This is a genomic window from Barnesiella sp. An22 (assembly GCF_963931395.1).
Classification (GTDB): Bacteria; Bacteroidota; Bacteroidia; order Bacteroidales; family Barnesiellaceae; genus Barnesiella; species Barnesiella merdigallinarum.
Genome location: NZ_OZ007014.1, coordinates 1,390,408 through 1,404,385 on the forward strand (window position 1 = coordinate 1,390,408; position 13,978 = coordinate 1,404,385).

The window sequence follows — 13,978 nt, forward strand, 5'->3', positions numbered from 1 at the left end:
AAAAAGCGAGGGCGTCCGGCTTCACAGTCGGGCGCCCTCTATGTGTAGGGTTACTTATGATGAAGAGTGGTTTTTCCGGTTTATTCGCCAGTGGTCTCGAGCTGTTTCGATTGACGGTGAACGACCCTCCAGATTTGGGTTAGCCGCCACATGCGTCGGGGGCGGATGAGCCACCGATAGTCCGAAGCCAGAATAGCCAGTAGAATGACGATGGCAACGATGACGGCATAGCCGTAGACCTCCTTCAGGCTCACCAGGAGTATCTGCCGTTGAAACTCGCTGTACAGCGTCATGAACGAGTGGGCCATGGGGTGCATGGCATCGATTTCGCCGCCCAGGGTGGCCGTGTTTTCCAGACTTGCGTATTTGAGCAGTCGAGCAAGAATGGCCGAGTTGAGCGGAGCCCCGAAGCTGGTGCGGATAAAGCCGATGACACACATGGCCTCGAAGTAGTGCACGAAGGTCACGCTTCCGGTCAGTGCATAGGTGAGCGAGGTGTATACCAGGCTCACTCCGGCCCCTTTGAATACCAGCGGCAGGTAGAGCATGTACTTCTCGGTCGAGGCGTCGATGAGGAAATAGAGCATCACCTGATAGAGCAGAAACGAGAAGAAGCCGGCAAGCACGATACTCTTTACCCGCCATTTCCAGCGGGTCAATGCCAGGTAGAAGATGCCGGTACCCACTGCGATTCCCGTGAGTACACCCCAGTTCAGGTCGGCATTGTGGCGGGCGTCGAACCCCAGTATCGAGTTGGTGAAGACATTCTGGGTCGAGGTGGCTGTGGCCGACATCAGGGTCATGCACCCGAACAGAATAAAGATGAACAGCATGTTGCGTTGCGAAAAGGCTCCCAGACTGATGTAGGGGTGGCGTATGGTGGCGGCCCGCTGGATGCACAGTATCAGCAGCACCACGGCAAAAAGCAGGGCTACCCGTATGGGTTCGCCGTCGAGCCAGTCGTAGTGGTCGCCGTATACGCAGATGAAGACGATGCAGAGCAGCCACAGGCTCCACAGGATGCCGCCCAGATAGTCGATGCCCTTGAACGGGATATAGGGGCTCTGCCGGTAGTTGCGCCGCATGCCGAAGTAGACCAGGGCAAAGACCACGATGAAGGCGCCTATCGTGATGCGGTGCATGGCCTGCCAGTCGAAGGCGTAGAGGCTGTACCCCGTGACGATGTTGGCCAGTTGTACGCTCCCCAGCACAAAGGTGAAGAGGAAGGGGAAGAAGACGGCAAAGTCGCGTTTGGGGGTAATCTTGAGCTGTACGTTGCTCCAGCAGACAAAGGTGCCTACAATCTTGAAGAAGCCGCTGACAAACGAGAGCAGCACCACCAGCGGCAGAAAGTCGCAGACCATGCACAGGTAGTCGCTCACGATGAAGACCCCGGCCGAGAAGAGCAGCAGGCTGCGCGGCTGGAAGCGGAACAGAATGCGGAACAGCAGCGGAAAGGCCATGGTCAGTCCCGTCATCGAGGCGTAGCCGGCCATCATGATGTCTTCGGTAATCCACGACAGGCTGCCCGACATCTCCGAGACGGCCGACATGTATACGCCTCCCGAAAACATGTAGACGATGATGATGAAGAGGATGAGTGGAAAGCGCAGCGGCAGGGGGATGAACTCCTTCCACACCTGGATGCGGCGGGCCGAGGCTACCTCTTCGGGCGATGGTATGGGTGCAGGCATGGCGTCAATAGTTTACTTCGCACTCCACGTTCATGCCGGAGCGCAAACGGTCCATATCTTCGCGGCGGTTCTCTCCGGTAAAGACAATCTTGATGGGGATACGCTGCTCTACCTTTACGAAGTTGCCGGCCGAGTTGTCTTGGGGGATAATCGAATATTGGGCACCCGTGGCACTCGACAGGGTGGCTACCCGTCCCTGGTAGGTGATGCCGGGCACGGCGTCGACTTCGATGTCGACCGGCATGCCCTCGTCGATGTGGCGGGTCTGGGTATCCTTGTAGTTGGCGATGACCCACACGCTGTCGTGGTCGACGACCTACAGCAGGGTCTGCCCGGGCTGTATCAGTTGCCCCTCCTGGATTGCCCGTTTCGAGGTTACGCCGTTACAGGGGGCCACGATTACCGTGTACGACAGGTTCAGCTCGGCCAGATGCTGGGCCGCCTGGGCCACCTCGATGTTGGTCTGGTTCTGTTCCAGCCGCTGGGTTTGCTCGTCTTTTACCAGCGAGGTGCTCCGCTTCTGGCGCACCAGCATGTCGTATTTGGCCCGGGTCGCCTCGTAGTCGGCCTTGGCGTTGTCGTACTGCTGCCGGGTCACCGCCTTCTGGGCATAGAGCTGCTCGTAGCGGTGAAAGTCGGTCTTGGCCTGGTTCAGCCGGATGCGCAGCTCTTCGATGTTGGCATCCGATACGGTGAGGTTGTTGGCCGTGGTCGAGATGACGGTCTCCATGGCACTGTTCTCCATGAGGGCCTTTTGATAGTTGGCTTTGGCCTGCACCACCTTGAGCCTGTATTCCGAACTCTCGATGACGACGAGCGTGTCGCCCTTGTGCACGAATTGGAAATCGTCGAAGCATACTTTCTGGATATATCCCTGCACTCTCGAATTGATGGGGATGATGTTGCGCCGTATCTGGGCATTGTCGGTGTATTCGACCCGTCCGAGATGGATAAACCGGGAGCAGACCCAGCCCAGCCCGACGAGAATGATGGCAATCACGACGATGTTGCGACCTATTTTTTTAGTTCTCTTGTTCATACTCTTTTTATTTGTTTATGGGGTGTATGGCACCTGCGGCATACAGGAGCCGGTAATAGTTGTAGATGATGTTGATTTGGGCGTTTACATATTGCACCTCGGCCGAGAGCCTCAGGTTGTCGGCATCCACCAGGTCGGTGACCAGTACCAGGTCGTTGGCATAGCGGTTGGCGATGACCTCGTAGTTCTGGGTGGCGAGTTGCCGGCTTTTCTCCTGCGTCTTCAGCAGTTCGAACGAGTCGAGATAGCGGGTGTAGGCTTCGCGTACACCCAGGGTCACCTGTTCTTCGGCCGAGGAGAGCTGGTATCGGGCCTGCCCGATCGATACGCGTAACCGCGATACCTCTTTGGGTGTCTTGTAGAGGTTGCCCAGGCTGAACTTCAACCCCACGCCTACATACCAGACGTTGATGTTGTTGTCGAGTACCGGAATTTCGTAGGTGATGGGGCCGTTGAGGTTGTCGCCGGCGATGAGGCTGATTTGGGGCATGTATCCCGCTTGGGCAACTTTCCGTTTACGGGTGAGCCAGTCGATGGTCAATCGGTTCTTGTTCAGCAGGGGAGCGCACTGGAATGCCTGCTCCTGGAAGTCGTTTTCGTCTGTCTGGGGCATGGAGCCGTGCAGCAGCGTGGTATCGGGGTAGATTTCGGTCTGGCTCGGCAAGTCGAGCATGGTCACGAGCTTGTCGTTGTAAATCTCGATCGAGCTCACCAGCTCGGTGCGTTTGTACTGGAGATTCTGGTACTGCACCTCGTAGCGGGTGATGTCGTTGTCGAGCGCCACCCCGGCCGCCTCGCGTGCCCGCATGTCGCGAATCACCTGCAACGTCTGTTCGATGTTGCGGTCGTACACGGTGAGCAGGTTGTGGTATTTGTACAGGTCGAGGTAGTAGCCGGTGAGCAGGAAATAGACCTCCTGCCGGTGGGCGGCGAGGTCCCACTCGGCAATCTTCTGTTGGGCCTCGAGAGCCTTGACCTGGTGATGAATGGACCCGCCGGCAAAGATTACCTGCGAGGCTTCGATCGAGAAACTGTTGCCGAAATGGGGCGAGGCGAAGGTCTGCCCGTTGGAAAAGTCGCGATCCGATACCCACGCATTGCCGTTGTAGGTGGCCGAAGCCGAAAAGTCTACCGTGGGCAGGTAAGCATTCTTGGCCACCGATATATCCTTCTCGGCCCCGGTCACGGCCGATTCGAATATCTTGATGCTCTTGCTTTGCGTGTCGGCCAGGGCGAAGAGTTCGTCCAGGCTCATGACGCGTCCCGTAGTCTGTCCGGGTAGGGCAAAAGGGGCAGAGAGCAGGAAACTTGTGAAAATGAAAGTGATGTATTTCATATACAATAATTTGTAATATAAATAATCTACAATAGCAACTATTTGATTAAAACAGTATCCATTTAAAAATTCTGCTCCTCCTGCCTTGCTTGAGGGGGTAGGAGCATGTTTGAATTGTCCGATGTCCGGGGACGGGTCGAACGGTCTGTTTCGCTCGGATAGGCTTGACACTCTTCGGTATACCGTCGGCCGTATTATATAGCCTGTCCCGGTAGGGAAGGGGTACACCTCAAGATGGAGCGGGGGTTCCCGGGAGGTGGGAGAACCTTTGCCGCATCACAGGCGGTTGGCCCGTTGGGTTATCAGGTCGACCACGCGGAAAAAGGTCGCCACCTCGTCGGCCGGAATACCCTCGAGCAGGTCGTTCGACAGCCGTTTCTCGATAGCCTGATATTGCGTCACCACCTCGGCCCCCTTGTCGGTAATGCTCAGCAGATTTTCGCGACGATCCTCGGGGTTGACCGTTCGTTTGGCCAGCCCTTTCTCCTCCAGCGAGTCGATCATGCGCATCACTACCGATTTGTTTTTACCCGTAGCGATGGCGATATTCTGCAAAATCTGGTCGGTCTGTGCCTCGATCATGTTCAGCAGGATAAACTCCTCGACCGTCAGTTTCACTTCAGCCTCGGCGGCATACCGCTGTTTCATAAGCCTGTGCAGCTTGTTCCGCAGCTTCCCTACGGTTGTTCCCAGCAATTCATTCGTCATGGCATCTCTGTTTTTTTCAGCGCAAAGGTAATACTATATTTTTAATTAGTTGCTATTAGCTACTAATTTTAAACTAAAATAGTTATTGCTCTTGTACGCAACGAATGGAAGGGCGGAACGACAGTCGAACCGTCGGGGCTACCTCTCTTTTCTGAAAAAGGAGTATAATACTGAAACAGACCTCTTTCTATTTGTATTTCAGCTCGATTTCCGTATATTTGTAGAATACGGAGGGTGGCAGAGAGTTCAAGCCCGTTTAACCTTCTGTCATCGCTTGGTCCCATCAGTAAAGACAATAGGAGACGACGATATGTTTCTGTTCGAATTCTTTGGTTATATGGTTATGTTTGCGGTGGTCTTGGCTATTGCAGGCTGTTCGATTGTCGCTTTTGTCGTGTTCGGGCTCTCCGCCGTAGCGTTTCTTGTTGGGGGGATAGCCGGTATCATTAGCCGAATTTATCGTTTTTTCAAAAAGATATTTGCGCCAGAAAAGAAGAAGTCGCGCCGCACCTCCAGCCCCGACAATGCTACCATGCCTGCCCTGTAATGGAAGAAGCAGATATATTGCTCGCTCCTTTGAAACTTGTCTTTTCGATTTCGTCGGTCGGATGTAGGGGGATTTTGTGAATCCTCCACCGTTTTTCTACGGCTCCGCAAGAACATCCAATTGATTTGTTTCCATACGAAAAAGGTCGGGATTCATGTTGATTTGGAAAACAAGTCTCCACCATTTTTCTACTGCCTCGCTTTTACGCTGATCTACGATAACCGTCTGTGGCTGATTTGTTTCTAACAGAGATATAAATTTATCAGTTTTTACCCCTCAGGTTTTTACGTTGATCCAATCCATTTTGTCCCGTTTCTGTCCCGGGAGGATAAAAAGAAAAAACTCAGAAATCTGAATGTCAGACTTCTGAGTTTCATTTCTTGCTTTGTAGCGAATCTTTTTTTATTCATCTTTTCACTCAAATAGCCACTGTGGGGCTGTTGATAGAGCCCTTTTGTCAGATTTTTGGCTCGTTCTCGGCTCGATCTAAGTTTCTTTCGGCCATCAGAATTTTAATAGTTCTTTCCTTTTCAGCCAAGAGCTCTTTTAACATCTCTACTTCCCCCTGGGTGATGTGTACGTTTGCGTTTCCGAAGAATGTTGTCGCGCTTATGTCACTCACATGGTTTCCGGGAACATCATCGAAAAAATAGGAGGCAGAGATACCTATCGCCTTGCAGATCTTATCCAGGAGCTCGCAATCGATTGAGTTTTTCCGCACAATGGACGATAGATAGGTCGGGGTGATTCCTACCTCTTTGGCAATATCTTTCCGAACGATTCTACGCTCGGTCATAATTCGATTCAATTCAGGTCCTATATTTTTCATAATACAACAGATTGTTAATTATATATAAATAGTTAGTTTTATAATCAAACAAATAGTGTATTAAATCAATCTATTTGTATATTTTGGTTTATAAATATAACAACAATTTTATAAATGTAGAAATTTATGGGAAAACAAACAAAAGATTCTATCGCTTTATCCGAGTTCCTTTCCACCTTTTCGTCGAATGAATGTACGGTCGCCATCGACAAAATAGTTACAGGCTGTTTAGTCTCTCGCCGTACGGTGTACAACTGGAAATACGGCCTCTGCCGAATACCTGAATTACACAAGAACAAAATTGAAGAAATTTTTGGGCAACAGATATTCTCGAGGCCTCTAATCTGTGAAAAATGACATGGACGAACTATTTACTGTCTCCATTGAATTTTTCATCTTTAACGATGAACTATGGTATAGAAGTGGGGGCAAATCACCGTGCCGATTAAAGGTACAAGACTACGACATTGTGACCTTAATTGCGAATCTGATTGAAAAGTTCTATCCAAAAGCATATATCGCTTTGGCCTCTGAATATGCCAAGAGCAAGGCTAATCTTCCACTTTTCCGATATCGGATTGTCTCGAGATTCTGTCGCTGCAACTTTGGCAACATAGACAATATCATAGACATCGAAGCCTCTACCTTCCATTTTGAGCACGTTCTTTGTCCTCTCCGGGGAGAATGCAAATTTGAAAATATTGTATGTCACCCTGAATTTGAGAGCCATATCTCGAAAGCCGAGAAGAGAATCCTGGAAAGATGGTATCGTGGAGAGTCGAAAGAAGAAATTGCCGATGCTCTGTTTTTGTCTATACACACGATAAACAACCATATCCGAAATGCCTTCCAGCGGCTGAACATTCACAATAAAGCCGAATTCGTAAGGTTCGCAGACTCAAATAATCTATTCAAATGAAAAAATACAACAAATTCGATATTGATAGGGTGAAATCGGCGGCAGATATTCGCGACTTTATACCAGGACTCTCTGGGCGCGGAGCAACTCAATATTGCGAGTGCCCCGAGTGCCATAAGTCGGGACGGAACAAGGGGCTTTGTGTCACGCATAAAACCAATATGGATATTGCGAAATGCTTCTCTTGCGGGTTCACCATAAATGGAGCTATCGATGCCGTTCAATATTATGATAAGGTTGAGTTCATAGAAGCCCTTCAAATTGTAGCATCGCGCTATAATATTCTTCTCGAAACAGAATCGGAGAAGCGGCAGAGGGCTATCGACCGAAGCCGAGAGAAAGTAAAGCAGTCGTTTTGTCTCTCTCAACTGGAAGCCAGTGGCCTTACGGTGAAAGATGTCACGGCAAAAGTTCGCCTCGACGATAAAAGTGGGGAAATCTATCTGCCGGCATTCCAGCGAGGCGGTATGGATAAGTATTTCAACATCAACAAGAACGATGATGAAATGCTCATTTACTACTACGACCTTTGGGGGAACCCTGTTCAATATGCCACGCGAGGCGCCGCCGGCAGTCTCAAACCATACGTCAGGATCCGATGGTCGAATCCATCGTTACATCTTGATAAAGATGGCCGGGAGATCAAATACCAGACACCCAAGGGGGCCCCGACAAAGTTCTATATTCCTCAATATATCAGGGAGCGATTCCTTTCCGAAACTCACATCGAGACTCTCATCGTTCAGGAGGGGGAGAAGAAGGCAGAGAAAGCTTGTAAGCACGGCATTGCTTCTATCGGTATTCAAGGAATTTACAATATCGGGAATGCCGAGACTGGGTTAATCCAGGATCTTCAGTACCTGGTTCAAAAATGCACGATAAAGAATGTTATTCTGTTGATGGATAGCGACTGGGACTACCTCCACCGCGAGATTCAGATAGGGGACCACGTCGATCAGCGGCCGAATCAGTTCGCCAAGGCCGTTATCAAATTCAAGCAGTACGTTCAGACAATGCACAATATCGGTGTGTCGGTTGACATCTTCTTCGGCCACATCAACGACACACCCTCGCACGACAAAGGTATCGACGATTTACTTTGCAACACCCTCAAAGGGAGAGAGGAGGTGCTGCGAAAGGAGATAGACACCGTTATGCACACCCATGACGGAAAAGGGCAATTCCTTGACATATACAAAATCACATCGAAGACCGATTTTCAAATCAAGGATTTTTGGCTGTTGAACGATAGAGATGGATTCTTCGAGCGTCACAAGGAGGAGCTCTTGCAAATTCCTAATTTTCGTTTTGCCAAGATAAACTACCGAATTGAGGACGGCAAACTTGTCCAGGCGTCGCGCTATTCGAGTGAGAGAGACTTCTGGGTCATCGGGGCGAATGATAAGGGGAAGAAAACTGTCGACTTCGACTATATCGAGGCCCTGCAATTCATTTCAGCCAATGGCTTCTATCGCATTCACACTTCCGACTTGGAGGTCGATCAATATAAGTTCGTTCGCATTGACGACGGCGTCGTCCATCTTTCTGGGCCAACCGAAATTCGCGATTTCGTGTACTATTACGCGCTACAAACTTGTAAGGATCGCGATGTAATTACGATGCTGGCCTCCCGCCTCGGTTCTCTCCTGGGGCCGGACAAGCTCGAGCGCATCACGAAAATAGACGACAATTTCGACAATTTCGAGCCGCACATCCAACGTATGTACTACCGAAACGGCCAAATTCAGATAACATCGCGCGGGATTGAGTTCGGTGACTTGCTGGGGCAGGTGTGGAGCGACAAAGTCATACGCCGAAAGTTCAAGCGGGTTCCCGTTATTGATAAAATCGAATATGACCCGGCCGCCGGCTTTTCTGTTTTTCCGACAGAAGAGGGGAAAGCCTGTGAATTTTTCCAGTTCATCTGCAATACTTCCAATTTTTGGAACATACCAGGGCACACACCTACTGACCAGGAGGAGCGGGAATTTCAGCAGCATGTCGTCAACAAGATTACATCTATCGGGTTTCTCATGTGCGACTACAAATATCAAACCGAGTTGAAGGCGGTTATCGCGATGGACGGCCAGATGGGAGAGGTTGCCCAGTCAAATGGACGAACCGGTAAGTCGCTAGTTGGGGCAGCACTCGCAAAAATACTCGATCAGACAGCTATTGACGGGCGAAATACCAAAAACGACGACTATATCTACTCGAATGTAACGCCGAGAACTCGCAACATCTTCATCGATGACGTCAAGGTAAATTTCGATTTCGAGCGCTTTTTCTTCGCTGTAACCGGCGACCTGGCTGTCAATCCGAAGACCAAGGCGCGGTTCATCATTCCCAATGAGAAGTCACCCAAATTCTACATCACTACCAACCACGCCATCAATGCCAACAACCGCTCAGCGCTCGAGCGCATCACCTATATGGCATTCTCAGACTGGTACAACGACAACCATCGGCCTATCGATGATTTTGGACACCAGTTCTTTGCCGATTGGGACGAGGATCAGTGGAACCTTTTCGATAATTTCATGGCCGAGTGTTGTATGTTCTACTTCAAATCTATGGCCGAAAGTTGGTACCGAACCGGTCAGGGTGCGGTGCCGCCGCCGATGCGAGACATCAAGATGAGAACTCTCAAGCAGCAAATGGGCGAGGCTTTTGTTCAGTGGGCAGAGACCTATTTCGACGAATCGGCAAACAATCTGAATGAACGCATACCGAGAAAGACCATGTACGATGCCTATCACAGCTCTTTCCCCGATAGCAAATTCGGGGTTACACCCTCCAATTTCCGGACGAAGGTTGTGCTCTACTGTGATTTCAAAGGGTACCACTTCAATGTATCGAGACCGAACAAGTCCGGCATATCGTTCCGAAACTGGATTGACGAGCACCCCGGAGAGACATTCGTGGGAGAAGCGGACAAATCGGGTGGCGTAGAATATTTCGGAGTATTCAGTCTTGATTTTGCAAAGAAACAACCATTTTAAATTTAGAATATGAGTGTGAATTTTAATCCCTATGAAAACTACCGGATTCGGGTTTTTGAAAACTCAGGCGAACTTCGGAATTACAAGAAAGATGTTGTTGTTGACAATCGTCGAGAACGTGTCGTACTTCTTATCGGGCAGGTCGCGCCCGATAAGTTCGCAATCGGATACGATATCTTCTTTGCTGATGGGCGGCGAGCTTCTCGTCTTCCATCGTTGGAATATGGCTATTTTATGAAGGAACGAGAGGCGAAACTCTATTTCCTGGGATATATTAAGCAGAATCATGCAAGGTTCTTGCCTTCGACTGTTGAAGCGGTTGAAGAGCTGATTCGTTCAACTATTCAACCAGCACTTTTTTGAGGAGAGGGTCTGGAGAAGATATTCAGGAGGGCCAGTGCATTATTGTACTGGCCCTTATTGGTCTCTTAATGCCAGGCTTTATCCCCCGCACCCCCTTGTCGGGAAAATGTATGGAAAGTGCAACCGTACAAAAAACACGAAAAACGCTGAAAATCAGATATACATAAGTATGTGTATATATATTCTTTTCTTTTTAATTATTTTGAATCTTAATAGTAGTAGAAAAATTGTACTTTCGTACGGTGGTAAATTTACCTTTTGATAATCAGGGTATTGATTCCGTACTTTTCTCAATCTCTTCCAGTGCAAAACAGTGCGCACTGTGCAGAAGTACGACAAAAATTTTGGTGCGGAAAAAGTACGGTCGTACGCATCTATTTCTCAGGTATTTACTTGTTCCGCGTACTCCTGCACTATTTTTTTGTGTTTTTTCATAGAATACACATATAGAAATATTTTAATCCTTTTTGTTCATTTTGTTGTTTGTATATTCACAATTCGTTTTATTATTTATATATTTGTGTATTAAATTCTTACGCCATGTCTCAATACTATGTTTATATCCATTTGGAGAAATATCTTGCCGAATGGTTGCTTCATCAGTTTGGCCAAAATGGCCAGATACGCTTTCCGAGGGGGAGTGCCGAAAACGATATTTTGGAATATTCTCTGACGACGCAGCCGGCCGATATCCCGGTTCCGTTGAAATCTCCCGATTCTTTGGCGATTGAGATTCCCTATTTCAAAACGAAGGATCCTCGATATTACAATTTTCTACCACCCCGAGCGAAGAAGACCCTTGAGCGGACGATTTATATTCGATTCCGAATTGAGCTTTGGAATGAGCTGCACACTTTCGACAGTCTGTCCCACAATCTTTCTGACCTCATTTGGACCTTTATGGAGAAACACGAAATCTCCGACGATCCGAAGAGCTGGGAAACTATTCGACAGATGTATTTTCGTATGAGAAAGACGTATCAAAAAAAACAGCAAAGAAACGCTACGACCTCAAAGGAAGAATTTAACAGAAAAGCACAAATCGCACAATAACAAATATTTAGCAATGAAACAAATTTTACCGGGCATTTGCCGTTTACAGGTTGTCAGTTGTAGTATGCTCCCGCCGAATGTCTCTTTGAAAAGCAAAGCGAATTTGCCTGTTTCTGTGTTAGCGGACACAACAGAAATATCTTTTGTCGGCTCCCCTAAATGTGAGTATAACATAGAGAACGATAACAATTCAACAAGTGAGAAAACGACGTTGGAATTCCTTACAGATGAGTATTTCCCGTTTGATGAACAAAATGTTGCCTTTATCATATCATGTGCATCGGGTAAATCTTATTTGATTGGGGCCCGAGAGTCTCCTTTCCCAGTTGTCAATGTAAAAGAGATTATCGGTCCGCCTTCGGGAGACTCGGCCGGTTTTCAGATTGAAATCTCTTGGGTTTCTATAAAATCGCTCATTCCGTTGAATTTATAGTCTTTTATTGCTTGTTGTCCAGATGTTACCTTTGGCTAAAAAGGTAATTCTATGGCAAAAAAATTTGACCTTAAGCTCAAAGGATATGTTGGCGGATACGACTTCGACTCTAATTATGTAGAGTATATCCTTGAGAAAAGCGAATCGAAAGAGGTAAATGTGCTCATCGACTCGCTGGGAGGAAGTGTCGCTTCTGCTCTTTCTATCTGTGAGGCATTTCGCCGGCACGGGAATGTTTCTGTTCACTATGTTGGCATGAATGCCAGTGCTGCGACGGTAGCATCGTTGGGTGCTAAACATGTTAGCATTGCAACCTCGGGAATGTATCTCGTTCACAAATGCAGCACGGTGATATCCAAGTGGGCCAGCATGAACGCCGACCAGCTTCGCCAGTTAATCGAGGAGTATGACAAACAGAAGAAGGACCTCGAGAAAATCGATCTCAACATCGCGACGATGTATGCGAACAAATGCAAGAAGGATAAACAAGCACTTCTCGACTTGATGAAGGTCGGAGGGTGGCTTACGGCGCAAGAGGCTCTCGATTGGGGATTCGTTGATGAGATCTGTGATCTACCTGGCGATGTCACACCCAAAGTCACCGCCCAGGTGATAGAGGATCTTTCCGAAGCCGGTATTCCTTTACCTTTCTCGGTACAGGAGCGAAACGACTCACTCATGGAGAAAATCTTCTCGATGCTCTCCTCATTCTTCCGTGGAACCACTCAATATCAACAACAAACCGCAACGATGAACAAAAATTACCAATCTATTCTCGGGTGCCTCGGGATTGAGGCAATCGAGGAGACCGGCGGAAAATTTACCCTTTCCGTCGAGCAAATGGAAAAACTGGATTCCAGCTTCCAGGAGATGAACTCCCGGCTCAATGAACTTAAAGAGACCATCGCCCGCAAGGATACCGAGCTCGATAACCTTCGCCAGAAACCTGCTGACGACACGAAGCATGTTGTCGATGATCTATCGGCCGAGGGGGAGCAATCTCCATTCGACTCGTATGTCGATACCGTTAACAGAGCACAAGAATTGTTTAACCAAATCCCTGTTTAAGATGGCACATACTATCTCTTTCTCTGACGAGGAATACAAAAAAGCCGCCGAGAAGTGGCGGAAAGAGCTCCTTCTCATACCCATGATGGCCGCCAAAGATTCTCTCCGCTTTATGACCGGCATTCCCGGCGTGCGTGGGAAACTCCATGTTGGCACCGCTGCATCAAACGCCCAGTTTGGCCCCTACAAAGCCTCAAAAAGTTCTTCGACGACTACCGATGTGAAATACCGTGAGCTCGAAACTTTTTTCGGAAATGCTTGCGAGGACTTCGAGCCCAACTCGGTCATCACCACCCTGCTCGGCGAGGGCGCCTCGTTCCTGGGCGATGGGCAGAAGGTAGCCCCTTCAGCCAAACTCGTGCTCGCCACCGTGGCCAAGAGCCTGGGCGAAGCTCTGCACAACGCATTATTCACAGCAAGGCGTAACGAGGAGGGCGATACTACCGCCGACCTCTTCAACGGTTTTACCACAATAGCAGATGCGGAAGTGACCGCTGGAAACATCTCCGCGGCCAAGGGAAACTTGCTGAAGATTACGACCGGGTTCAGCGAGGCCGATGCGCTCGATGTGGCCAAGACTATCGAGCGGAAAGCTCACCCGGCTCTCCGGGCTGCCAAGAAGTTCCTCTACTGCTCGCCCGAATTTGCCGATGCTTACAACGATGCCTATATGCTCTCTCATGGCGGTATCGTGTACAACAAGCAATTCGAGCAAGCCTATGTCGAGGGCTCGAGCAACCGCACCACGTTGGCCCCGCTTCCATGCCTTGCCGGATCCAACAAATTCTTCCTGGCTCCCCAATCTAACATGCTGTACGGTTACGACAACATGAGTGATGTCGAGAATATCCAGGTAGACCGATTCAAGCCCTGGTTCCTTACCCTGTCGGCTGCCATGTTCTTCGGGGTTCAATTCTACTCGATTGACCCGCGCATGCTGCTCATGGTCGACGTGTCCACGGAGGAATAATCTATAACTGATAAAAT

At 49.0% G+C, this 13,978-nt stretch carries 12 protein-coding genes and 1 pseudogene; 8 read left to right on the top strand and 5 right to left on the bottom strand.

Annotation, left to right across the window (positions count from 1 at the left end; translation table 11 throughout):
- Positions 1 to 80: 80 nt before the first annotated feature.
- From ABGT88_RS05570 to ABGT88_RS05585, 4 genes and pseudogenes are all read right to left on the bottom strand, one after another.
- A complete protein-coding gene (locus ABGT88_RS05570) occupies positions 81 to 1,694 on the bottom strand; it encodes an MFS transporter (RefSeq protein WP_346700884.1) in 1,614 nt (537 codons plus the stop codon).
- A gap of 4 nt (positions 1,695 to 1,698) precedes the next feature.
- Positions 1,699 to 2,733 (bottom strand): annotated as a pseudogene (locus tag ABGT88_RS05575) (HlyD family secretion protein).
- Between the two features lie 7 nt (positions 2,734 to 2,740).
- A complete protein-coding gene (locus tag ABGT88_RS05580; protein ID WP_346700886.1) occupies positions 2,741 to 4,069 on the bottom strand; it encodes a TolC family protein in 1,329 nt (442 codons plus the stop codon).
- Positions 4,070 to 4,345: 276 nt separating this feature from the next.
- Positions 4,346 to 4,777: a MarR family winged helix-turn-helix transcriptional regulator gene (locus tag ABGT88_RS05585; protein WP_258327014.1), complete on the bottom strand. Its 432-nt coding sequence runs from the start codon at positions 4,775 to 4,777 to the stop codon at positions 4,346 to 4,348.
- 310 nt (positions 4,778 to 5,087) lie between these two features.
- Between ABGT88_RS05585 and ABGT88_RS05590 the strand changes: the two genes are divergently transcribed.
- On the top strand, positions 5,088 to 5,324 hold the full coding sequence (locus ABGT88_RS05590; RefSeq protein WP_346700888.1) for a hypothetical protein: 237 nt from the start codon (positions 5,088 to 5,090) through the stop codon (positions 5,322 to 5,324).
- A 457-nt stretch (positions 5,325 to 5,781) separates the two neighbouring features.
- On the opposite strand, the gene ABGT88_RS05595 is transcribed toward ABGT88_RS05590, so the two are convergent.
- Positions 5,782 to 6,153 carry a helix-turn-helix transcriptional regulator gene (locus tag ABGT88_RS05595; RefSeq protein WP_346700890.1) on the bottom strand — a complete coding sequence of 124 codons (372 nt, stop codon included), beginning with the start codon at positions 6,151 to 6,153 and terminating at the stop codon, positions 5,782 to 5,784.
- A 358-nt stretch (positions 6,154 to 6,511) separates the two neighbouring features.
- Between ABGT88_RS05595 and ABGT88_RS05600 the strand changes: the two genes are divergently transcribed.
- The 7 genes from ABGT88_RS05600 to ABGT88_RS05630 all read left to right on the top strand — a co-directional run bounded on the left by ABGT88_RS05600 (position 6,512) and on the right by ABGT88_RS05630 (position 13,961).
- A complete protein-coding gene (locus ABGT88_RS05600; RefSeq protein ID WP_346700893.1) occupies positions 6,512 to 7,072 on the top strand; it encodes a helix-turn-helix transcriptional regulator in 561 nt (186 codons plus the stop codon).
- A complete protein-coding gene (locus tag ABGT88_RS05605; RefSeq protein ID WP_346700895.1) occupies positions 7,069 to 10,074 on the top strand; it encodes a hypothetical protein in 3,006 nt (1,001 codons plus the stop codon). The genes ABGT88_RS05600 and ABGT88_RS05605 overlap by 4 nt, the downstream gene beginning before the upstream one ends.
- Before the next feature lie 9 nt (positions 10,075 to 10,083).
- Positions 10,084 to 10,437 carry a hypothetical protein gene (locus tag ABGT88_RS05610; protein WP_346700897.1) on the top strand — a complete coding sequence of 118 codons (354 nt, stop codon included), beginning with the start codon at positions 10,084 to 10,086 and terminating at the stop codon, positions 10,435 to 10,437.
- A 540-nt stretch (positions 10,438 to 10,977) separates the two neighbouring features.
- Positions 10,978 to 11,490, top strand: a complete 513-nt coding sequence (locus tag ABGT88_RS05615) for a hypothetical protein (protein ID WP_346700899.1) — start codon at positions 10,978 to 10,980, stop codon at positions 11,488 to 11,490.
- Positions 11,491 to 11,503: 13 nt separating this feature from the next.
- Positions 11,504 to 11,923, top strand: a complete 420-nt coding sequence (locus tag ABGT88_RS05620) for a hypothetical protein (RefSeq protein WP_281694245.1) — start codon at positions 11,504 to 11,506, stop codon at positions 11,921 to 11,923.
- Positions 11,924 to 11,974: 51 nt separating this feature from the next.
- Complete coding sequence (locus ABGT88_RS05625) at positions 11,975 to 12,991, top strand: ATP-dependent Clp protease proteolytic subunit (RefSeq protein WP_346700902.1); 1,017 nt, start codon at positions 11,975 to 11,977, stop codon at positions 12,989 to 12,991.
- Between the two features lies 1 nt (position 12,992).
- On the top strand, positions 12,993 to 13,961 hold the full coding sequence (locus ABGT88_RS05630) for a hypothetical protein (protein WP_346700904.1): 969 nt from the start codon (positions 12,993 to 12,995) through the stop codon (positions 13,959 to 13,961).
- Positions 13,962 to 13,978 lie beyond the last annotated feature (17 nt).